This is a genomic window from Arcicella sp. GW458-12-2-14-TSB2, from assembly GCF_059423785.1.
In genome coordinates, this window is record NZ_JBWKYN010000067.1 from 1 (window position 1) to 19,962 (window position 19,962).

Annotated in this window: 19 protein-coding genes and 1 pseudogene; 10 read left to right on the top strand and 10 right to left on the bottom strand. The window is 35.5% G+C overall.

All coding sequences use genetic code 11. The features are described 5' to 3' along the window. Positions 1-235 precede the first annotated feature (235 nt). The 5 genes from AC07XN_RS11390 to AC07XN_RS11410 form a co-directional block, all read right to left on the bottom strand. Positions 236-565 (bottom strand): Fic family protein, encoded by a 330-nt coding sequence (locus AC07XN_RS11390; RefSeq protein ID WP_494743158.1) that lies wholly within the window; start codon positions 563-565, stop codon positions 236-238. Between the two features lie 106 nt (positions 566-671). Beyond that, positions 672-1,058, bottom strand: a complete 387-nt coding sequence (locus AC07XN_RS11395; protein ID WP_494743159.1) for an AlbA family DNA-binding domain-containing protein — start codon at positions 1,056-1,058, stop codon at positions 672-674. A gap of 1,039 nt (positions 1,059-2,097) precedes the next feature. Further along, the gene (locus AC07XN_RS11400) at positions 2,098-3,492 is read right to left on the bottom strand and encodes a RagB/SusD family nutrient uptake outer membrane protein (RefSeq protein ID WP_494743160.1); all 1,395 of its coding nucleotides are present in this window, start codon (positions 3,490-3,492) and stop codon (positions 2,098-2,100) included. 17 nt (positions 3,493-3,509) lie between these two features. Further along, positions 3,510-6,761 (bottom strand): SusC/RagA family TonB-linked outer membrane protein, encoded by a 3,252-nt coding sequence (locus AC07XN_RS11405; protein WP_494743161.1) that lies wholly within the window; start codon positions 6,759-6,761, stop codon positions 3,510-3,512. Positions 6,762-6,799: 38 nt separating this feature from the next. Then, positions 6,800-8,056, bottom strand: a complete 1,257-nt coding sequence (locus AC07XN_RS11410; RefSeq protein WP_494743162.1) for a TlpA family protein disulfide reductase — start codon at positions 8,054-8,056, stop codon at positions 6,800-6,802. A gap of 452 nt (positions 8,057-8,508) precedes the next feature. Here AC07XN_RS11410 and AC07XN_RS11415 point away from each other — a divergent pair, with 452 nt between their 5' ends. From AC07XN_RS11415 to AC07XN_RS11445, 7 genes are all read left to right on the top strand, one after another. Then, positions 8,509-8,904, top strand: coding sequence for a helix-turn-helix domain-containing protein (locus AC07XN_RS11415; protein WP_494743163.1), 396 nt, complete (start codon positions 8,509-8,511; stop codon positions 8,902-8,904). A 10-nt stretch (positions 8,905-8,914) separates the two neighbouring features. Further along, complete coding sequence (locus tag AC07XN_RS11420) at positions 8,915-9,304, top strand: helix-turn-helix domain-containing protein (protein ID WP_367284700.1); 390 nt, start codon at positions 8,915-8,917, stop codon at positions 9,302-9,304. 300 nt (positions 9,305-9,604) lie between these two features. Further along, a complete protein-coding gene (locus AC07XN_RS11425; protein ID WP_494743164.1) occupies positions 9,605-10,021 on the top strand; it encodes a hypothetical protein in 417 nt (138 codons plus the stop codon). A gap of 7 nt (positions 10,022-10,028) precedes the next feature. Then, a complete protein-coding gene (locus AC07XN_RS11430; protein ID WP_494743165.1) occupies positions 10,029-10,448 on the top strand; it encodes a hypothetical protein in 420 nt (139 codons plus the stop codon). 243 nt (positions 10,449-10,691) lie between these two features. Beyond that, a complete protein-coding gene (locus AC07XN_RS11435) occupies positions 10,692-10,970 on the top strand; it encodes a hypothetical protein (RefSeq protein ID WP_494743166.1) in 279 nt (92 codons plus the stop codon). A gap of 10 nt (positions 10,971-10,980) precedes the next feature. Then, positions 10,981-11,388: a hypothetical protein gene (locus tag AC07XN_RS11440; protein ID WP_494743167.1), complete on the top strand. Its 408-nt coding sequence runs from the start codon at positions 10,981-10,983 to the stop codon at positions 11,386-11,388. A gap of 262 nt (positions 11,389-11,650) precedes the next feature. Further along, the gene (locus AC07XN_RS11445; protein ID WP_494743168.1) at positions 11,651-12,223 is read left to right on the top strand and encodes a hypothetical protein; all 573 of its coding nucleotides are present in this window, start codon (positions 11,651-11,653) and stop codon (positions 12,221-12,223) included. 101 nt (positions 12,224-12,324) lie between these two features. Here the strand turns inward: AC07XN_RS11445 and AC07XN_RS11450 are convergent, their stop codons facing one another. The 3 genes and pseudogenes from AC07XN_RS11450 to AC07XN_RS11460 all read right to left on the bottom strand — a co-directional run bounded on the left by AC07XN_RS11450 (position 12,325) and on the right by AC07XN_RS11460 (position 14,205). Next, the gene (locus tag AC07XN_RS11450; RefSeq protein WP_494743169.1) at positions 12,325-12,852 is read right to left on the bottom strand and encodes a transposase family protein; all 528 of its coding nucleotides are present in this window, start codon (positions 12,850-12,852) and stop codon (positions 12,325-12,327) included. After that, entirely contained in the window at positions 12,765-13,142 is a 378-nt protein-coding gene (locus tag AC07XN_RS11455; RefSeq protein WP_494743170.1) for a transposase, read from the bottom strand. Before AC07XN_RS11455 ends, AC07XN_RS11450 begins: the two co-directional genes overlap by 88 nt. Before the next feature lie 187 nt (positions 13,143-13,329). After that, positions 13,330-14,205 (bottom strand): annotated as a pseudogene (locus AC07XN_RS11460) (Tn3 family transposase). Positions 14,206-14,589: 384 nt separating this feature from the next. On the opposite strand from AC07XN_RS11460, the gene AC07XN_RS11465 reads away from it, so the two are divergent. Genes AC07XN_RS11465 through AC07XN_RS11475 form a run of 3 tightly spaced genes read left to right on the top strand, consistent with a single transcriptional unit; the run spans position 14,590 to position 16,590 of the window. Then, positions 14,590-15,396 (top strand): type IV toxin-antitoxin system AbiEi family antitoxin domain-containing protein, encoded by an 807-nt coding sequence (locus AC07XN_RS11465; RefSeq protein ID WP_494743171.1) that lies wholly within the window; start codon positions 14,590-14,592, stop codon positions 15,394-15,396. Further along, a complete protein-coding gene (locus AC07XN_RS11470) occupies positions 15,393-16,175 on the top strand; it encodes a nucleotidyl transferase AbiEii/AbiGii toxin family protein (RefSeq protein WP_494743172.1) in 783 nt (260 codons plus the stop codon). The genes AC07XN_RS11465 and AC07XN_RS11470 overlap by 4 nt, the downstream gene beginning before the upstream one ends. A gap of 1 nt (position 16,176) precedes the next feature. Continuing rightward, positions 16,177-16,590, top strand: a complete 414-nt coding sequence (locus AC07XN_RS11475; protein WP_494743173.1) for a restriction endonuclease subunit S domain-containing protein — start codon at positions 16,177-16,179, stop codon at positions 16,588-16,590. Positions 16,591-16,626: 36 nt separating this feature from the next. Here AC07XN_RS11475 and AC07XN_RS11480 read toward each other — a convergent pair whose 3' ends face one another. Both AC07XN_RS11480 and AC07XN_RS11485 read right to left on the bottom strand, forming a co-directional pair. Continuing rightward, on the bottom strand, positions 16,627-16,956 hold the full coding sequence (locus AC07XN_RS11480) for a Tn3 family transposase (protein WP_494743174.1): 330 nt from the start codon (positions 16,954-16,956) through the stop codon (positions 16,627-16,629). Positions 16,957-16,989: 33 nt separating this feature from the next. Continuing rightward, positions 16,990-19,956, bottom strand: a complete 2,967-nt coding sequence (locus tag AC07XN_RS11485; protein WP_494743175.1) for a Tn3 family transposase — start codon at positions 19,954-19,956, stop codon at positions 16,990-16,992. Positions 19,957-19,962 lie beyond the last annotated feature (6 nt).

Below are 19,962 nucleotides of genomic sequence, written 5' to 3' on the forward strand. Positions count from 1 at the left end.
TATTTTAAGGGGTTTTTCTAGTAGTTAGACGGGGTTTTTCTCGTAGTTAGAATTTGTAACATATTGACTTACAATAACTTATGAGTAAAATTTTATATAATAGTATAATAGTATAAATAATAGTATAACTACTAATATTGGTTAGATTTTTATTTTAAAAAAATGTAACTAATTAAAATAAATGCTGACGGGGTTTTTCTCGTAGTTAGATTTTTGATGGCTTTATAAAAATGGGTCAAATAGGAGGGAGTAAATACAACGATAAGTTACTATGTAAAACGAAATCTGTTCTGCATAGTAAATTATCGTTGTTATTATTGATAAATAAACTTTTACCTTTCGCTGTGGTAAAATACTTTTGATGCTTACTTGTTGGCTTGTCAGGTTGTGTAGGTTCAATAAGCCCTTTACTTATCATTGGTTCCAGGTATTGATGAAAATTCTTCGATTGTTTACTTAGGGAAATATGTTGTAGAAATTCTACCTTCGATTTCGCTGTAACACAATATTCCAATACCTCTAGCATTCGAATCAATACAGATTTTTTGATAGTTTGCTCTGGCATAAATAACTCATTCTTTAGCCTTTGAAGAGTATATTCTTGAACTTTCTTTTTCTGTACATCTTGGTTACTTTTCGGCTTATCTTGGTTACTTTCTGGCTTATCTTGGTTACTTTGTACTGTTGTCAGAGGAATAAAATCTGGATGAATAGGAATAGTAACGATAAAAAAAACGTCTATCTACTCCATCTGTATCAAAGTAAGCAGGTTGTGAACCATTGTTTTCAAGGGCTTTTCTAATCGTTGGAATGCCTGTACCTTTACATTCTGTTAATCGAAGTCCTCTGTTTGAAAACCATACAGGACGCTTGGGCATACCGTTTTCTTCTTCGATACCTACAACAATATATCCACTTCCTAAATTTTCAAAATCATTAGCAAATGCTCCAACAGTTCGCATGATAGCAGTTGGATTCCAACTTTTTTTAAATTCTAATCGTTCTGACTCTACTGTTTTACCTTGTAGAATAGTGGATATATTTAAGGGTATTGACATGTTTTAATATTTTTTAGCACTATCGGAAAAGTACAAAATATTATGTACTAATATACAGCCGTATAAGCTTATCATAACTGTAAAGTTAGAACATATATTCTACATAAAAAAAATGAATGCTTAGGCAGAAAATACCTAAGACATCAAAGAAATACTTGGAAGTAATAATCACTAATTGAGAGGAAAATTTTTTATTTTAATGAAGTAAGAATAGAGTACATACTGAAAGAATGTAGTTTGCGGTATGTGTAAGCCCTGTAGCAACTAAGCTAGAAAAAAGAGTTAGATAGTTGTTTTATTAACAGCTAATTTACGTGCTTTATCCCCTAAAATTGAAATGATTATATGATATTTATACGAATTCGGGCAAAAAGATTCATAATGTAAAATTTATGTCAAAATAGTGTAAGATTATTGTCAGATTAGTGTAAAATGGTATTTAATGTAAAATTAATGAACAATTAGTATAAAATTAGTGTAAGATTAGGAATTGAGATAGGAGTATTGATTTAATAAAGGGTTAAATACTTTTTCACTACTTGAGTAGTGAAGCAAGATGGAGATTATGTATACATAAACTGCGTGCAAGCACTTTTGCAGAAGAAATCATTTTAGACATCAATTTAAAATATCAAAACCAATGTAAGTAAAGAAGCCAAAACAATCAAAACGATTTAGATTATAAGAAGCCTTGCAATGTGTTATTCCATCGAGAACTCCCAGACATAATTTGAAGAGATTAAACAAAAGGAGAAGGCTTAAAAATGTCAAAGTCATCCTATATTCGTTCGATGATACTCAAGTGGAAATTTTAAAATCTGTTTACAAAAGAAGAGCAACCTCCCCAAAAACAATTGAGGGGTATTGCTAATAATCTTAATCAACGCTTAAAAATACTCATATTCATGGCACAGAAAGAATGATTAAACAAGTAAATCTACCGCTAGGGAATATTGTTAAAATCTTAGATAAGTACAATCATGAGGTTCGATTAAAAATTACCCGGTGCTTTTACTAATGAAGCACCGAATATTCCCCTCTATCTAGTATTTTGAGTAATGTCACCCAGATTAATCACATTATCAGGAATAGGCCAAGTGTATAAATGCTCTTGCTCAGGAGATAATTCATATCTTTTGTTTCCCAGTACTCTAACAATACTTTTTGCATAAGCGGCTTCCGTTCTTAACCTTCTCAAATCGCTCCATCTCACCCCTCTGAAGATTAAACTCTTACGCCTTTCATTCAAAATCTCCGTTAGGATATTTTTAGTGTTCTCCATGGTTTTAGCTTGATAAGCCCCTTTTTGATAGCGATGCATCAGTAAGTTATTAAGATCCTTCAGTGCGTTATCATGATTCCCTAGTCGCTCATTGCATTCTGCCCTAATGAGATAGACTTCATCAAGTGCAGGAAATGGGTTGTAGGCAGCATAACCATTGTATGTTCCTTTAAAAACATAGTATCCATTTGTTACTGAAAAATAAGTAGCCACTCTTAAATCTCCAGATTCGTAGGAGCGTAATAAAGTAGTATCTATTTTCAGGAAAGAAGCAAATGTCTGTGTCCTAATCATAGCATCAAGCAAAGGTTGCTCAGTATTTCCACGGGCATACAGGGGAAAAGGGAAGTTTAAACGGCTATTCACCTCACTATAGGATATTAATACATCCGAGATAGACAAGCACTTCTCCGCCTGCTGCTTGGCCAGTGCATATTCTTTCATTTGTAAATAAGTTCTTGCCAGTAGTGCATACACCGCTTGCTTAGAAGGACGTGTTTTCTCCTCAGGAATGGTAGGAAGTAAGGATACAGCCTCAGCAAGATCTTGTACAATTTGTCTGTAGGTATCTTCAATACTCGCTCTTACATTCTGCTGGTTAATATCCGATGCAAGCCTAAGAGGAATCCCCATTTTTTGACTAGCCGTCTCCTTTTGGTAATCATCACAGAAAATCTGAGCCAATTGGAAAAACTGCCATGCTCTCCAAAACAAGGCAGTTCCCTTTATCCTGTCCCATTGCACCTCATTGTTTGGGGTTCGTTCAAGCTTAGTAATGCTTTCCAACACAACGTTTGCATAGAGAATTTTCTGATACGCATTATTCCATCCCGGACATTGCTGCCCTTCGTAGATGTCTTTAGCCCATACATAGCCATTTTTTTGATAAGGATTAGTCAGTGAATTCCAGTCTGTTTCATTCAAATAGTAATCATCCGTCCCAATCTCACCCATGATTAATAAAGCATTAGCATTCAGCAAAGTAGTATTATCCATTAAAGCATCTAAGTCTTTTAAGGTAGTAGGTACAGCCAGCTTACGATTAGGTTCAATTTCTAGGAAATCCCCATAGCAGGAAGTCATCAAGAGACTGAGTACACAGTAGCTTACCCAATAGCCGAGACTATGTAGCATTGAATATATCTTTTTCATGTTGATAAATTTTACGTTTAAATGTCCATTTTAAATCCCAAAGAATAAGTTCTGATAGGAGGGTAGTCTGAGGTTGGGAAATCAGGGTCTAAGCCTGCTTTATTGGCACGCCATAATATTCCTACATTATTGACATACATAAAAACCGATACATTACTCAGTCCCAATTTAGGCGCTGAAAGCTTGTAACTAAGATTAATGTCTTTCAACCTAAGATGCGCTCCGTTTTCAATCAGTCTTTCATTACTCAAATAAATATTATCACGCGTAGTATTAGCCGTAAGGGTAACTGCTGGAACTGAAGTCTGTAATTCATCCCCAGGAGACCGCCATCTTGCTTCATAATCCCGATGACCACCACCATAATTAATCAGATTGGAATAGTTGATACTACTTCTTCTGAACTGATAGCCAGTTTTGTAAACCATATTAACACTAGCACTCAATCCTTTCCATGTAAATGTATTTCGGATACTGCCAAAGAATACAGGCACAGTAACCCCCATTTCCTTGAGATTAACTTGCTGTAATGAAGCCCAGTAAGCCGCATAGTTTTCACTCAGCGCACCACCACCACCCGCTTTATTATCATACACCTGCATAGCCCCCGTAGTGGGATTTAGCCCATACCAAGGCAACGCATAGAGTATATCCACAGACTTACCTTGAGAGGCAGGAGCACGCCCAGCGTTGGAGGCAGGAAGAAAAGAAAGCAAAGTAGGCGCTTCCGCTGCATTGTATTGGGTTACCTTATTTTGTGTCCAAGAAGCAAGTAAAACCGCTGACCATTTAAACCTCCCTGTAGTAATAGCCCCATTGATTTCCAAATCTGCACCTTTGGTGAGCAGATTGGCATAATTGATTCGGTTGTCAATGGTATATAGACCAGAAGGAGATTGGAAAATACCCGTCGTAGGATCCAGAAAATCATAGCCGATGAGGTCTATCCCAGCTTTTTCATAATACTCCAGACTTCCTCTAACCCTGTTATGAAAGAAAGAAAAATCAGTAGCCATGTTCCAGACAACCACCTTTTCCCAGCGTAAATTAGGATTACCTGTAGTGGTTATACGTGCATAAGGATAATTAGTAATGACACCAGATGACAGAGAGATATTAGGAAGCGCACTTACTTGCTTGTTGATATTTCCATTAACCCCATACGTAGCCCTTAATTTAAGCAAGTCAATAGATTCAATGTCTGGCAACCATTCCTCTTTGATATTCCAAAGCAAACCCACTGACCAGAGAGGAACACCCTTTTGGTTAGTGGCTACGCCAAAAATATTCGAAGCATCCCACCGACCACTGAAAGAAAGCGTATACTTCTTATCGTAAGTGTAAGCCAGATTAGTAAAGTAGGAGAGATAACGGTCAGTCAAATACCCAATATCGTTGATAGGAGAGGGGATTCTCCCCGATGAAATAGGGCGTAATTGATAACTCGTCTCATAATTGAGATAAGGAGCACTGGTGAGTAGTTGGTCATCATAACCGTATAGCAAGTACCCAGGACCAGATTGAGAGCGATCTTGCCTGACTTCTGCCCCTGCTAAGGCATCCAATTGGTGCTTAGACTGAAAAAGCCCACTATGCCCAGACCCAGTATAACTATAATTGAGCTGTACTCTTCCATAATGACTATCCCCACTGCTTTGATTCCCCGATAAAATCCCACCAGAAGGGATCACACTAGTGCCATTCGCTTGGGTAAATCGGTTCACGAGGTCTCTGACATAATAGCTTTGTGGAGCGTAATATTGGCGGGATGCTCCTTGTGCAAGACGAAACTGATATTTTACTTCCAAGGCTAGATCTTGAATCAGTGAATAGCGAATCCCTGCATTGATCCTCGTTTCATTATTTTTTGAAGTTTTATCAGAAAAACCAAGTTCATCAATCGGATTAAAAGCCCAATTGAGTAATCCCTGAGATTCGGCAGCAGCGATATAAGGTTGGCGGTATTTATAAGGAATATAAGTTGGTATTCCATTATCATCTCTAAGGCTTGTATAAGACTGAATGGCACCACCCTCCCGAGGAATGAGATCTGTTCTCTCCAGTCCATTATTGTTAAAATGCTGGAGGGCATAATACAGGCTAGTAAAGAGTTCTAGTTTTTGATTGAATCGGTAAGTAAACTGATTATTGAGGGTTATTCTCGAAGAGTTAAACCCAACGTTCCCAGAAATATTTTTGTCAAAGCCAAAAGAAGAGATATACTTCAAACTATTGTTCCCCCCTGAAATATTGAAAGCATACTGCTGATTCAGACTTTTTTGATAAAGGTTAGCGAGCATCTCTTTCCTAATGTCTTTCGTGGCTAGTATTTTCAATTGTCGCTCCATTTCTTCAGCTGAAAGCTTTCCTTCTTGTCTAGCAATCTGTATCTCAATCGCCTCAGGCAGTAATGTCCAATTATTTTGTTGAAAACCTCCCTGCGCAAAGCGTAATCGCTGAAAATCTATTAGTTCCTGTGAAGCCAAGAAGGAAGGATTATAGAATAGATTTGGCTTTTCTCCAACCGTAAAATTCGACTGAAGGCTAACCGAAGTTTTTTGATTGTATTTTCCTTGTTTAGTGTTAATCACGATGACCCCGTTTCCTGCCCGAACACCCCAAATGGATGCCGCAGCGGCATCTTTGAGAACAGTAATATCGGCTATATCATTCGGATTGATGCTATTAATGTCTCCCTCATAAGGAAAATTATCCACCACGATTAGTGGAGCAGTGTCGGAGAAGATGCTACTCACCCCTCTGATTCTAAGCTCTGAGGTCGTTCCTTTGGGTGTTACAGTACTTCTGTAAAACTGAAGAGCGGGCGTCACCCCCTCTAAACGACTGATGATGTCGGGACTTACACTCCTGTTGATTAGCTCATTGCTGATGTGAGTAAAAGAACCAGTGGCACGCTCCCGACTGATTTTGGAATATCCCGTAGAAACAACCACTTCATCAAGGGCAAAGGATTGCTTGTGCATCAACAGACGTTCAGGGAGTGAACGGTTATCAACCGCAATAACTATTGTCTTAAAACCGATGCTAGAAATGACAAGGGTATCAGCGGGGTATTTACTAAGTCTCATTATCTCAAAAGAGCCGTTGGCATCTGTGATGGTACCAGTAGCAGCCCGCAACAGCCTGACAGAGGCTCCTTGTATCGGGTGGCCGTCTGTAGCGTCCAACACCCTGCTTTTTAATCGTTGGGCATAAAGCATGGCGCAATTTCCCATCAATAACATTAAGAGTAAGAAGAGTTTTTTCATTAGCTTGAAGATTAAGTGATAAGGATTAGATGAATGAATTAAAGGTTTGCATATTTCACAATGATGACCGCTATTTCCTGCTGCTGTAGTACCAAATCGAGCCCAATCTTATTCAGCTCCTGTTTGATAGCGGGGATGGTCAAGTTTGCTTTGTTTAGCCGAATGGATACATTTTGTTTAGCGGTAGTTCTATCAATGATAGGATATGGCTGTTGTGCCAGTACTGCGATAATGTAATTGGTAAGTTGCTCGACGGGTCGGTTCTCCATCACAAAGTAGTTTTCTACCTTATCAGAAGAGACAGGATTAGAAGAAACAGCATTAGAATATCCAGCAACAGATGATGGACTATCTCGATTAATAATTGCATAGCAAGGCAATTTCTTTTTTCCCAAGACGGCGATGATTCCCTTTTCAAGCTTGAAATATCGGTTGATGTCTTGCTCCACCAACTGATAGAGTACTTTTCTAGAAATATTTAGGGAAGAGTCAATGGCTAGTTCGTAACAGTAGGAATGTTCTTTTAGCCATTGGTAGTAAGCGAGATCCTTTTCATAAATACCTGTTTTTTGTTGCTGTGTGCCAATGAATTCTTCTTTGAGAGAATCACTTATGTCCCAAACGATTCTGTTAAATCTCCCAGCGTAAGGAATATCGAGTCTGTACATTTCATAAATAAGGCTACGGAATGGTACATTGTAAGCCCGAATATTGGTAGCACTTCTAGTGATTCCCCCGATATTGACGTTGATGCGTTTGGAGAGTAGAGACCTTATTCGGGTATCCTTTAGACTACCACCGTTTCCATCCAGAAAGAGGGGAATATCACGGTTAAAACCGACAGACGGAGTAATTTGTGAAAGTACAAAAGCCTCACCGTTTAATGCACGGTGTAGATTATAGGTATTGGTATATTCCGAAGCAGAAGACGCTCCGAAAAACACGCCATTTCTAATCCATATTTGATGAGGGATACCTGTATGGGGAAAATAGCTTTTTAGTAAGGTGTCTTCCACCACAGTAGGGAGACTCCAGCCCCTTTTACGAAATAGAGGAAGAGCCTTACTACTGTTTTCATAAGTGACAGGCAGGATTACCACTGCTGAGCCAAACTGCTTTTGCAGAGAATCCAGCTTATTGAGTGATTTAATGCAAGGTGCGCACCAAGTAGCCCAGAAGTCTAGGATGATTAGTTTATCCTTATATGCACTGAGGCTCAAGGTTTGTTTGCCTTTTGGGTGGTTAGCCACTTTTAGGGACAAGTTCCAAAGCTCAGGTGGGATATTGTCTCCCACCTTAAGAGCCTGAGCGGTTAGATAATGTATAGATATGCTCAAGTAAAGGCACAGCAATGCCCTTGCGCAGGTTTTTGCGTTCATGGGTTTAATTTTTTAGATGAATATTAGGTTAAATTGGGCTGTTGTAATAGGTTCTTTTAAACTTTTTGAAGTTGAGTTTACTTGGTCAGAAAGACAGTATCAATATTATATGGGAGGCTTCTTTATATTTTTGTAAAATTGTTTTTTACCTAATTCTTTGGATATGTCACATTTGAAAATAGTATTTTCCTCTTGGCTTCTTAAGCAAAAATGATAGGAAGTGCTGTATGAAATATGTTCTGACATAACCAATTTTGTAATTGACTCATTACAAAATTAATTTTAAGTCCCTTTATAGAGAAAAAATATCGGTTGACCATTACGTTGATTTGATTGACTTTTACTATATTTGAGAAAAATAAACAATTATGGAGTCAAAATTTCATCTTAAGCCAAAGAAGGTACATTTGGGAAGGAACATCGCTAGAATTAGGGCATATAGAGGTATAAAGCAAGCTACTTTAGCCACTGAACTAAGTTGGACTCAACAGCAATTGTCAAGCCTTGAAAAGCAAGAGGATATTGCGGATGATATTCTTGAGCAAGTTGCTGATATATTAGGCGTTACTATTGAAATTATTAAAGAGTTTGATGAAAGAGCTGTAATATATAATATCAATAATTATAATGACATTCACGATAATGTTTATAATGCAGGGGCATCTACGATTACTTACAGTGAGCCAAGCGATAAAATTATTGACCTTTATGAAAGATTATTGAATTTATTAGAAATAGAAAAGTCAAAAACTAACCAAAAATAGTTTATATATTATGGGCACTTTTGAACATCAAAAAAATCATTTGGGAAGGAAGATTGAGCGCATACGCAGTTTGCGTGGAATGACACAATCTCAACTTGGAGAAAAATTGGGAGGAATTAGTAAGCAGGCTGTAAGTAAAATAGAACAAAGTGAAAATTTAGACGATGAACGACTTACAGAAATAGCTAACGCTTTAGGTGTTGTTCCCGATGGATTGAAAAAGTATAATGAAGAATCAATTCTTTATTGTACTGCTAACTTTTATGAAGGTAGCCATTCGGTAAACACTAACATAAATACGATTATTAACGAACCTGTAGACAAAATTATCGAGCTTTATGAAAGAAAGTTCCAAACGCTAAAGGATGAAATTATTAAGGCTTTAAAAGAAGGTAAGTAATTTATTCATAGGATACAGAAGATGAATAATTAGAGAGTCTATGATGTGGTATTTAAGTGTTAAATGGAAAGTCAATACAATACAAAAAGTACTACAAACCTTTCTCATATTAGCGAGTTAGCAATAAAGAGTATGACAGTTCAAGAAATCGAACAAGTATCACATGACCTCTATTCAGAGGTCGAATGGAAAGTCCTCATTGACTTTTTTTGGACCAGGTATAACAAAAGATACTTTGACCAGATTAAAGTATAGCAGAATCATAGCGATTATGAAATAAGAAATAATTGCGGCTTTCTTATGGCGACAATTGACTGCATTCTTATAGAAACTTTAGAGCAATACTACAGTGGAACAGATGAAAGTATTGGCAACAGACTGCACGACCCATTTTATGAGTTTTTCAAAAGGGTGCCTGCATTTAATGATGTGATAAAGGATAACGCAGATGCAGGAAAATTTGCAGGACTTATGCGAAGTGGATTATTGCATCAATCTAAGACCAAAAAAGCATCGATAATAAATAAACAATTAGACACACCTATTCTTGATTGGACTGACCCAAACAATAAAAGTCAAGGATTTAAGTTAAACCGAGACAAGTTTCATGAAGTTGTACACAATGAATATAAATTACTTATTGACAACCTTGCATTGCCAGACAATTCTGAATTGCGAAATAGATTTAAATCAAAATTGAAAACATTAGTTGACTAACAACAACATGATACCTGACAAAGTTTTCAAAAGTTTACAACATTCGCATTTAGGGTTTCAAACCCTATTTACAGGTCAAACTCTAGAAGTGGGCTATAAACCTGATTATGTTTTAAAGAAGGGTAATCAATATATAATTCTAGAGTCAGAAAATAGTTCAAGCCGCAAAACTTACGTAGGTGGAATGATGAAGGCTGCTCACTTTTTACAGAATGAAAAAAAGGGGATGTTAATATTTGTTATTGTGCCAAAGGAAAATACAAAAGCAGAAACAATAGCAAAACATTTAAAACCATACTTAGTTTGGCTCTCTGACAAGACCAACTTAAGAGAAGTTTTTGTAATAGAAGCTAATAAGTATTATAGCGAAGGTCAGGTTCTATCACTTGACTGTGACGATTTTTATTCATATTCTTTCAAAGTTTAATCCTGCTGCTAATAACTAAAGTACTATAATAAAAAGCGAGCAATTTTTAGATTATTTTTCTATATTTTGTTCCTCCATAGAGGAGACATACTGCGATATTTAGATAGCAATCTACCTTGTGTAATGCTAGCTTGTCTGGCATTATTCATTTATTTTTAACTTGCTTTTGCTAAAGATACATATATTGGCGAAGTAAACAGCGATGCTAACTACTGCGTCAATACGAACATTAGCTGTAAGCGTATGACAGAACATTATCGAAAATATAAACTTGAATTTTTAACGAAAGCACACGACAAAAGTTCTTCTCATAAAGATGAAATTTTATCAAGTAAACTATGTGGATGTTTTTATTGCAAACAGATATTTTTACCTAACGAAATTACTGAATGGATAGATGAACTAAATGATGAGCAAACTGCAATTTGTCCAAAATGTGGAATAGATTCAGTACTGAATTCTGACTTGCCAATTGCTGACGAAATCTTTTTAGATGAAATGAATAAATATTGGTTCAGTTAAATTTAAAGAAATGATAATATCAGCAAAAGAATTTAAAAGATTACGAGAAAGTGATGACTTAACAGAACAATTTAGAGCAAGCCATGAACAAGCTGATTTGGAAATATGGTTAGAAATAATAGATATGTATCCCGACTTAAAAACTTGGGTAATTCATAATAAAACAGTTCAAATTGAAATCTTAGAACTGTTAAGTAAAGACCTAAATCCTGATGTTCGTTCAGCAGTCGCAAGAAAAAGAAAAATAAACGAAAAAATAATAATTGACTTATCGAAAGATATTGAGGAAAATGTAAGGTTTGCTTTAATGTCAAATACTAAATTGAATTTGGAAGAACTTAAACAAATTAAAGTTGATGACTCTATTTGGTTACAACAAAAACTTAATGAACGGATTAAAAATGCCTACCACCAATAACAAATATTTCGTGGTGGTTGAAAGCCAAACCATGAAGGAATGAGGGACGCTTAGTCTTGAACTTATTAACCTAAGCGGTCGGCTTCGGTAGTTTTTTTTATGGAGTTGACGTTCGATTTGAAGATATTCGGAAGAGCAGGTTTTGCCTACTTTTTTGTTTTTAGGGCTTGTTTATCATTTATAGTTATACCCATGATTAAAGTAAGTCTTTCGAAAATTGTTAGTCTGTTTGACTAATTAAATTTAAAATAGTGTAATTGTTTTGGCTTACCAAGAAACTAACTACTTTAGGAATTACAAAAACTGGCAAAACAATACAAAAAGTACTACAAAACTTTTGCATAGTTGCGAGTTAGGTGCAACTTTAACGAACAGAACAATGGAAATAATTAAAGACATAATTTGTCAAGTCTATGCTGGACAAAAATCAAGAAAAACTATTGACTTGGTTTTGAATACTTTTATTCCTGAATACGAAAAATTGAATTTAGACTATGCTTATCGGCTAGACGATAAAGATTATATATTTAAAACAGAAGACGAAATGATAAATTATTTCATAGAAAATACTGGACTAACACAGACTTTCTATTGGAATAAAAACCACGACAACCCTGACAGAGTTATGGTTGGAGCAAATATTACCGAAGACGACAAGCTGATAATGAGCATGACTATTGACGGTAATGGTGAAACAGAAATTAAATATTTTGAAAAACTTAAAAATATTTTGGATTCTTACATTGGAGTCATTACATATATTAATCCAGCAGACTATGACGATGGCCAAGACTTTATTTCAAAATATAGACAGAACATCTCAAACTGCTCATAGCTTGTTACCTACACCCCAAAATGTTAAAGAGCGTTACTCTCGTAGAATGTATCAGGGATAGATATTCCTTTTGCCTTTAAACATTTTAATATAGAGGATGTTTAGTTGAATATGTGTCTAAAATTACTCATGCTAGAAGCCATGAGTAACCAAGCTTTAAAGTTATTTGACAATGTTTCAAATCGAATTAGGATTCTTTTATATGTATCCATCCAAGCAAAAACGACTTCTATTTTAAAACGAAAGCTATATATATAATCACTTAGATAACGATATTCTGGTATTATACTCTTTGCATTGCGTTTATTTTCTTTGATATTAGCTACAATATTATTCTGTTGTATAAACACAATGAATGCTTTGACATCAAAACCAGCATCTGCATTAAGATGAGAGTAATGATAGTTAACAAGTTGTTTATCAAGGTGTTTTAGCATTGTTGCTATATGTTGAATAATCTCAAAATTATCATGGTGATTACCACTAATGCAATCAGAGATAGCTAAAATATTATAATTATTGTCACAAATCATCAAATTGTTTACTGTTTTTGCTTTTTTACGACCTTGCCATTTGACGTTTTCACCCCTTTTTTTGACGGGGTATGTGACCCGTCTAATTGCAAGCATTCTAGGGCTAATTTCCCCGAAATCGAAGCTACAGAAGCATCAAATAATTTGTCAAAACTACCATCACGAGTCCATTTGGCATAGTGATAGTAGATGTTTTGCCAAGTAACAAGTTGATTTTCTGGTCTCAAAGTTCGCCAAGAGCAACCTGATTTAAGTACATATAAAATAGCATTAAATACATAGTGATAGCTGACTTTCAGTCGATTATGACCTAATTTATGACTTAAATTGGGTAAAATATGGGTCGTAAAATCTGATTCTGACACATATACAGGGAGTTTATTCATCTCATAAAGTTAATCTATTTCAACTAAACATCCTTATATTCAATAAGCCCTTTCGAGGGTGATGCTCTTCCTTGTTTTAGGTCTTAGGAAGTCCCAAGACTAGTTTGGTTGTAAGTCCCTTATTGGTTCTAAAGTAATATTTCTACGTGTAATCTGCTGATTATTAGTGACTTACACTGTGAAATTTTTAGGCTGCATTTCTATATTTCCATGCACTTATTTTATCAATATAAAAGCGTAAGTTATTGTTATTTAGCAACTTAGTGAAGTCATATTCACCCATCATGTTCACGTGATGCCAAACGACCGCTGTCGAGTTCTTAATGACCGCCATTATCTCCTCCAATTCTTCTTGAGACTGTACTTTTGTGAGTATTTCAGACAGGTACATATAATTCCACAACACAATCGCATTTTGTAGCAATAATCTGCACAGAATAATCTTTTCTTGTTCCTCTTTGTTGGCGACTTGAAACTCTTGATTTTTGCTAAAAAACACCGCTTTGGCAAAACGATTCATAAATTCTATATGGCTCAACATCTTCTCAATCGACTGGCGCAAGGTCAGGTTGTCATAATATTTGAGAATGAATGAACTCTTAATAATCTTACCAAACTCCTTCATAACTCTTTGCAATGTATTTTGCTGTGAATACGAATTTAATCGCTTTAAAACCTGTTCAGCGGTGGTTTTACCTAATTTTAGGGATGCCATAACTCTTAAAATGCCGTCCCAATGATTTTCAATTAAGGTAGTATTAATGGTTTGGTCAGGTATTTATTTATAGTCTAATTCAGCATATTCCTTTTTGCTTTTGAAGCCATAGAGTTGCTGAGAACTAAGGTCTTTGTTTCTGGGAGCAAAGAAAATGCCCAACAAGTGCATCATTCCAAACACTACTTCTGTTGAACCGTGTGTATCAGTCGAATGAATCGTACTTTTGATAACTGGATTGTTTAAGTGCTTATCCACCATACTAACAGCTTCACGTGCGGATGCCACAATTACAGTCGCATAAAACATCTCAAAACGTTCATCTACGAATGCACTAACAACTTCCAAAATATACTTCTCTTAAACTATCCATAATGACATTAGCTTTTTGAGACTGTACTCACATGGTTTTTTGGTAAAGATTTTATAAACGCTTTCAATAAAAAAGTCCTTTATTGCTAATGCTCTAATTATGTTGGAATTCATCTTAAACAGTATTAATATAAGCAGATTTAAACCTTATCTGGCAATTTAAAATGTGTAGAAAAAGAATTTATGCTCCATTTGGAGACTGCAATTAGATAATAATCAGCAAGATTACAAATGTATTGTACATTTAGTATGATTAAAAAAAAGAAATATATCTTAAAATTGACTTTTATTAAAATAATATATAAGTTTGCATCTGCAAAAAGGGATAAATAACATCCCTTTTATCAAACATAAACTTAAATGATTGGGCGATACGGTTACTTAGAGGACTTTATTAATGAACTGCGTTCAGAGGGAAGGTATGCATTTTCATTGCCGGAAGTACGGAATAAGTTTGAACAATCCGATGAGGCGATTAAGAAGGCTCTACAGCGGCTTAAAAAGAAGAGGGAGATTGCTTTAATAAGAAATGAGTTCTATGTAATCATTACTCCTGAATATCGGAGTAAAGGTATCCTTCCACCATCATTATTTGTTTCAGAGCTGATGAAATTTTTGGAGAAAGATTATTACGTCGGTCTGTTAAATGCAGCCGCTTATTATGGAGCCGCCCACCAGCAACCCCAATCTTTTTCTGTAATCACAATGAAACCAAGCTTAAGGAATATTGACAATGACAACCTGAAAATAAATTTCTACATAAAGAAGGAATGGGCAAAAAGAGATATAGTTCAAAAAAAGGTTGATACAGGATACATAAACGTTTCATCTCCGGAGTTAACCGCTTTGGATTTGGTAAATTATTTTGATCAGGCGGGCGGTTTTAACAGGGTTGCAACAGTGCTGGAAGAACTCTGTGAAAGTATAGATGCTGATAAAATGCTTGACCTAGCAAAACGATATTCTCCTGTAACTGCGGTTCAGCGTTTAGGCTTTCTGCTAGAAGAGATTTTGAATATGCGTGATTTAAGCGAACCAATAAAAGACTATTTAAAAACGGTGAATTATTTCCCGGCATTATTAAGACCGCAAAAGGAAAAGCCCGAGATGATAACCGGTAATGACTGGAAAGTTGTACAAAATTTAGAAATAGAAACAGATTTATGATTCCACAGGCATATATAACAGCATGGCGTAAGAAAGCTCCCTGGCAGGAGGATTTCCAGGTAGAACAGGATCTGATCATTGAGCGGGCTTTAATGGCAATATATAGTGATGAATATTTAAAAGAGAGATTGGCATTTAGAGGTGGGACGGCATTACACAAATTATATCTGTCACCTGCCGCTAGGTATTCTGAAGATATCGATTTAGTGCAAATTACAGCTGAGCCATTTGGGCCAATTATGGACAAGCTTCGTGAAGTATTATCTTTTTTGGGCGACAAACCCATACGTAAACAAAAACAACATAATAACACATTGATTTACCGCTTTGATTCAGAAGGCGGAATTCCATTGAGATTAAAGGTTGAGGTTAATTGTCGGGAACACCATACCATTTATGGCATTCAGGATGTAAAACACGCTATGCAATCAGAATGGTATACCGGTGAAGTTCTTATACCGACCTATGAATTAGCAGAGTTATTAGGTACTAAAATGCGTGCTCTATACCAGAGGCGAAAAGGAAGAGACTTGTTTGATATGTGGTTTGCGATCACACAGACTGATGTTGATTCAACGAGAATTATCGAAGCTTGGAAATTTTACATGAAGCAAGAAGATAATAGTGTATCGCAAAAGGAATTCTTAGAAAACATGGAGAGGAAGATTTCCGATCAGGATTTTTTAGGCGATATGCAAGGGTTGTTAAGACCTGATCTTTCCTATAAAATTACTGTTGCTTATGAATTTATAAAAAAAGAATTGTTAGAAATTTTATAATATGACCCAAAGCGAAAATACACACAAATTGCCAGAAAGCTGGTCTTGGGTAAAACTCAATGATATCTCATTGCCTATAGAAAAAGCTATTATAAAATACATGAATCCTGATGATAAATTCAGATATATCGACATTGAATCAATTGATAATAACTCCCAAAATATAAAAAATGCTAAATATCATACTTGGAAAACAGCTCCTTCAAGAGCGCAACAAATAATCCAGACAAATGATATATTATTTGCAACTGTTCGGCCGTATTTAAAAAATATAGCGGTCGTAACTGCTGAATACAATAGACAAATTGCTTCTTCGGGATTTTGTGTTATCCGCCCAACACTTGTTAATTACAAATATATTTTTTATTTCATCCAAAGTGAAGCATTTGTCAAATCCATTAAGAGGTTTTCATAACAATTTGCCGAAAATATACGGTTTCCAACTATCTTATTAGTTTTTCTTAAAGCCAAATCCACTCTTAGGTTTTCTTAAAGCCCGTAACCCATTTCCTTCCAGTTTAATTTCGTCCTTAAAATTGTATTTTCCCAAACGATTAATGTGTTCAAAAGATGCAGGGGAAATATGGTCAAAGTCTTCCTCATTAACCTCATACCCTTCCTCTTTGAGTTCTTTGAGAATTTCTTGAATATAAACCGTGTTCCAAGCCATTACAATATTGGTTAATAATGTGAGACTGAACGCTGTTATTTGTTGTTCTAATTCTTGTTGTTTACGTATGAATCCATCGCTACCAAACCATAGGTGAGGTTCTTCCTGCAAATCTGCGGAAAATTCACTTTTAAAACTAAAATATTAGTTGTTTTTTCGTAATGGTCTAAGTCCATTTGTTTCTTTTTCAAAAATTACATCAAAAGCATACTTTCCTAAGCGATTGATATGTTCAAAAGGAGCAGGAGAAATATGCTCAAAATCATTCTCATCTACCCGAATTCCTTCATTTTGGAGTTTTTTTAGCACTTCTTGGATATAAACGGTATTCCAAACAATGACAATATTAGTCAGTAAATTAAGGCTTCGTGCCGTTATTTGTTGCTCCTGTTCTTGTCTTTTACGAATGAAGCCATCCCCTCCAAACCATAAATATACTCGCAATCCATGCAGTTGCTCACCTTTGTTGAGTTGGGCATTAATTTTCTTTCTTAAAGGTTGGCTTAGTAAATATTTACAGATAAAGGTGGTTTTGACTAACTGCCCATAAGATTGTAGGACATACATCAGATTATTTTGCTTTGGATAGGCTTGTAGTTTAGCAATAAGTGTAGGAGCAGTAACAGTACCCATCCTTAAGGAAGCAGCTACTCGTGTCATTTCGTCTTTATGTTTTTTGAGATAATCCACATTAACCGTACCAGTGAATTTCAATGCTGGATAAGTAATTTGAGGAACTCCATTGCCAACTACTTTGTAAAGTCTTTGGCTTTTCAAGTCTTTGATTCTGGGATGAAAATGTTTTCCTACTAAATCAAAGAGAGCAAAATTCAAATCAGAGTAACCATGTGTGTCGGTCGTATGTTCATCAAGTTGCAAGTCTGTTTCATTCGCTAAAATTTCATTCAAGACATAGGTTGCATCCCGTTCGTGGACACTAATAATTTGACTACCAAATTGAGAAAACTGGTCAGCTGTATGGGTATAAATTTGTACTCCTTGCCCATAACCAAAATATTTCGGTAGCGTTTTGGCATTGCGAATTTTGCCATTGGTAGGAAATCGTTGTCCATCAGAAGATGACAATGTACCACCGCCCCAATACCCACTAAGCCATTGTTTATTGTGGTAATTGACAAGTAAATTATTAGCTTTTTTGAGATTTTCATCAGCAAAATAATTATTAGCCACCCACCAAAGCTGCTGATAATCTAAATCAGAAGAACGAGCCAAATCAGCCAATGAAAGATTACAAGCATTAGCAAACAAAGCTGCATATTTGAGGTTTTGGTGTTGTGGATTCCGTGCCGAATAAGCGTTTTCTAATTCTTTTGAATAGTTTATCCAGCTATCTACCTCCTGAATCATTTCCACTAACGAAACCTTTGGTAGTCTTGTATTAATTTGTTCTTGTAGCATTTTTGCCGATGGTGGTATGTCATCAGCACTCAAAGGCGAAACTACCAATAAGTCATTTTCTATACGAATATCGTTAGCTTGAGCCAACTTTTCCGACAATTTTGGCAATAAATCAGCCAATTCTTTTACTTTTTCATCTATTTTTATAGTTAAATTAGGCAAATTCAACTCTTGCCAAATACGCTCTTGATGTGTTTTCCAATAATTTTTCTCAAGTAAAAGACTTTCAAGATTGGCAAATTTGCGAGATAAATCTATGTAGACATCACCCGATTGAAGTCTATCTTTTAGTAATGAAAGTACACAAAGTTCATAGTTTTGTTGATGAACTATCCCACCTTGAAGAACAATTTTTTGCCAATTAGCACTCACAAAATTCATGGGGGTATCTTGGGGTATTTTTCTTTTCTTGCCTGTTTGCAGGTCTTTTACCAAAGTTAATGCTGAATCAAAATTATCTTTTGTAAAAGCTACTTTGAAATCAAACTTTGCCAACAAATTAGGTGTAAATTGCTTCATGGTTGGGTATGAATATCTCAAAAATGCCAAGTGAGAATACGTTTTTTGCTGTTTTTCTGTAAGCATTTGCAAGGCATCTTGAATCTGCATTTTAGGTACTTTTTCATAAATTTTTGGGCGTAAGTGTGGGTCGTCAATGCTTTCATCTACTACTATTTGGCTTGTTTGGGTTACAATTTTTATGGCTTTTTGTTGTGATTTTACATCTTCTAATAAACATATATCTAATGCTTTTTTAGCTTTGTTACTCATTTTTTTCCAATAATCAGCATACATCACTAAAATCATATCACTAATGTCTAAGAAACTTTCCGCAAGAAAACAAATCAACATTGGATATAGTCTTATCTTTTTGAAACGTTTTAAATCGGTGTTATTTGTGGTGCGTACTGTATGGGCTAATCGCTTTCTTCTATTGTCAGAAAGTGGTGCAAAATCCCAAGTTTTTACTCCCATATCAATTAAAAAATCAACTTTTTCAAACATAAAGTTAATTTCTTTAGCAGTATTTGAGTTTGGCATTGTGCAGAGCCAACGATGCTTTGTTATTCTTCTTGAAGCATCAACGTCCAATAAATTATCTAATTTCTTATTGAAATCTTCTTTCAACAGATTTGATAAGCGTTGATAGGTTTCTACTTCTAATTGTTCTCGGATTCCAGCCACTAAAGTTTCCAATGTACTAATGGAAGGGCGAAGTATTTTCGCTCGATGCAGTTTCTCACAAAGTATTGCTAATAAATATCTTTCGTTCTCATGCTCCATTCCTTGTTCGACAAGCCATTTTTCAAAGATGAGTTCATCCATCAAGGGCTGCCATTTACGAAAATTTAAGTGTTTGAGAATTCCCTGCAAGTGATTGCTCCGAACCTTATCCCATTTCCCATAATCAATCAAAGATTTATATTGTGGCTTGTTATAGAGTTGTTGAGCAACAAAATCAATGATTGCTACACCAACTTCAATATTCCAATTATTGGGGACATATCCTAAATATCGTAACAAGCATAATTGCACTCCTACCGATATACGGTTTAATTCTCCATTGAAAGAAACTAAAAATATCTTGTCGGTTTGATTCAAATAAAAATGCTGCCGCATTTCTACTTCGCCTATTATGGGAATTTGTTCGTAATGCTTTCGTTCTTGATTGTTTAAAAATGTTACAGGCATATTTGA

What these genes read in the sequence shown, in the direction of transcription:
- AC07XN_RS11485 (WP_494743175.1), bottom strand. Translation starts at nt 19,956, where the DNA reads ATGCCTGTAACATTTTTAAACAATCAAGAACGAAAGCATTACGAACAA.
- AC07XN_RS11475 (WP_494743173.1), top strand. Translation starts at nt 16,177, where the DNA reads ATGACCCAAAGCGAAAATACACACAAATTGCCAGAAAGCTGGTCTTGG.
- AC07XN_RS11395 (WP_494743159.1), bottom strand. Translation starts at nt 1,058, where the DNA reads ATGTCAATACCCTTAAATATATCCACTATTCTACAAGGTAAAACAGTA.
- AC07XN_RS11415 (WP_494743163.1), top strand. Translation starts at nt 8,509, where the DNA reads ATGGAGTCAAAATTTCATCTTAAGCCAAAGAAGGTACATTTGGGAAGG.
- AC07XN_RS11420 (WP_367284700.1), top strand. Translation starts at nt 8,915, where the DNA reads ATGGGCACTTTTGAACATCAAAAAAATCATTTGGGAAGGAAGATTGAG.
- AC07XN_RS11435 (WP_494743166.1), top strand. Translation starts at nt 10,692, where the DNA reads ATGACAGAACATTATCGAAAATATAAACTTGAATTTTTAACGAAAGCA.
- AC07XN_RS11470 (WP_494743172.1), top strand. Translation starts at nt 15,393, where the DNA reads ATGATTCCACAGGCATATATAACAGCATGGCGTAAGAAAGCTCCCTGG.
- AC07XN_RS11405 (WP_494743161.1), bottom strand. Translation starts at nt 6,761, where the DNA reads ATGAAAAAACTCTTCTTACTCTTAATGTTATTGATGGGAAATTGCGCC.
- AC07XN_RS11400 (WP_494743160.1), bottom strand. Translation starts at nt 3,492, where the DNA reads ATGAAAAAGATATATTCAATGCTACATAGTCTCGGCTATTGGGTAAGC.
- AC07XN_RS11430 (WP_494743165.1), top strand. Translation starts at nt 10,029, where the DNA reads ATGATACCTGACAAAGTTTTCAAAAGTTTACAACATTCGCATTTAGGG.
- AC07XN_RS11440 (WP_494743167.1), top strand. Translation starts at nt 10,981, where the DNA reads ATGATAATATCAGCAAAAGAATTTAAAAGATTACGAGAAAGTGATGAC.
- AC07XN_RS11455 (WP_494743170.1), bottom strand. Translation starts at nt 13,142, where the DNA reads ATGAATAAACTCCCTGTATATGTGTCAGAATCAGATTTTACGACCCAT.
- AC07XN_RS11425 (WP_494743164.1), top strand. Translation starts at nt 9,605, where the DNA reads ATGGCGACAATTGACTGCATTCTTATAGAAACTTTAGAGCAATACTAC.
- AC07XN_RS11450 (WP_494743169.1), bottom strand. Translation starts at nt 12,852, where the DNA reads ATGCTTGCAATTAGACGGGTCACATACCCCGTCAAAAAAAGGGGTGAA.
- AC07XN_RS11465 (WP_494743171.1), top strand. Translation starts at nt 14,590, where the DNA reads ATGATTGGGCGATACGGTTACTTAGAGGACTTTATTAATGAACTGCGT.
- AC07XN_RS11390 (WP_494743158.1), bottom strand. Translation starts at nt 565, where the DNA reads ATGCCAGAGCAAACTATCAAAAAATCTGTATTGATTCGAATGCTAGAG.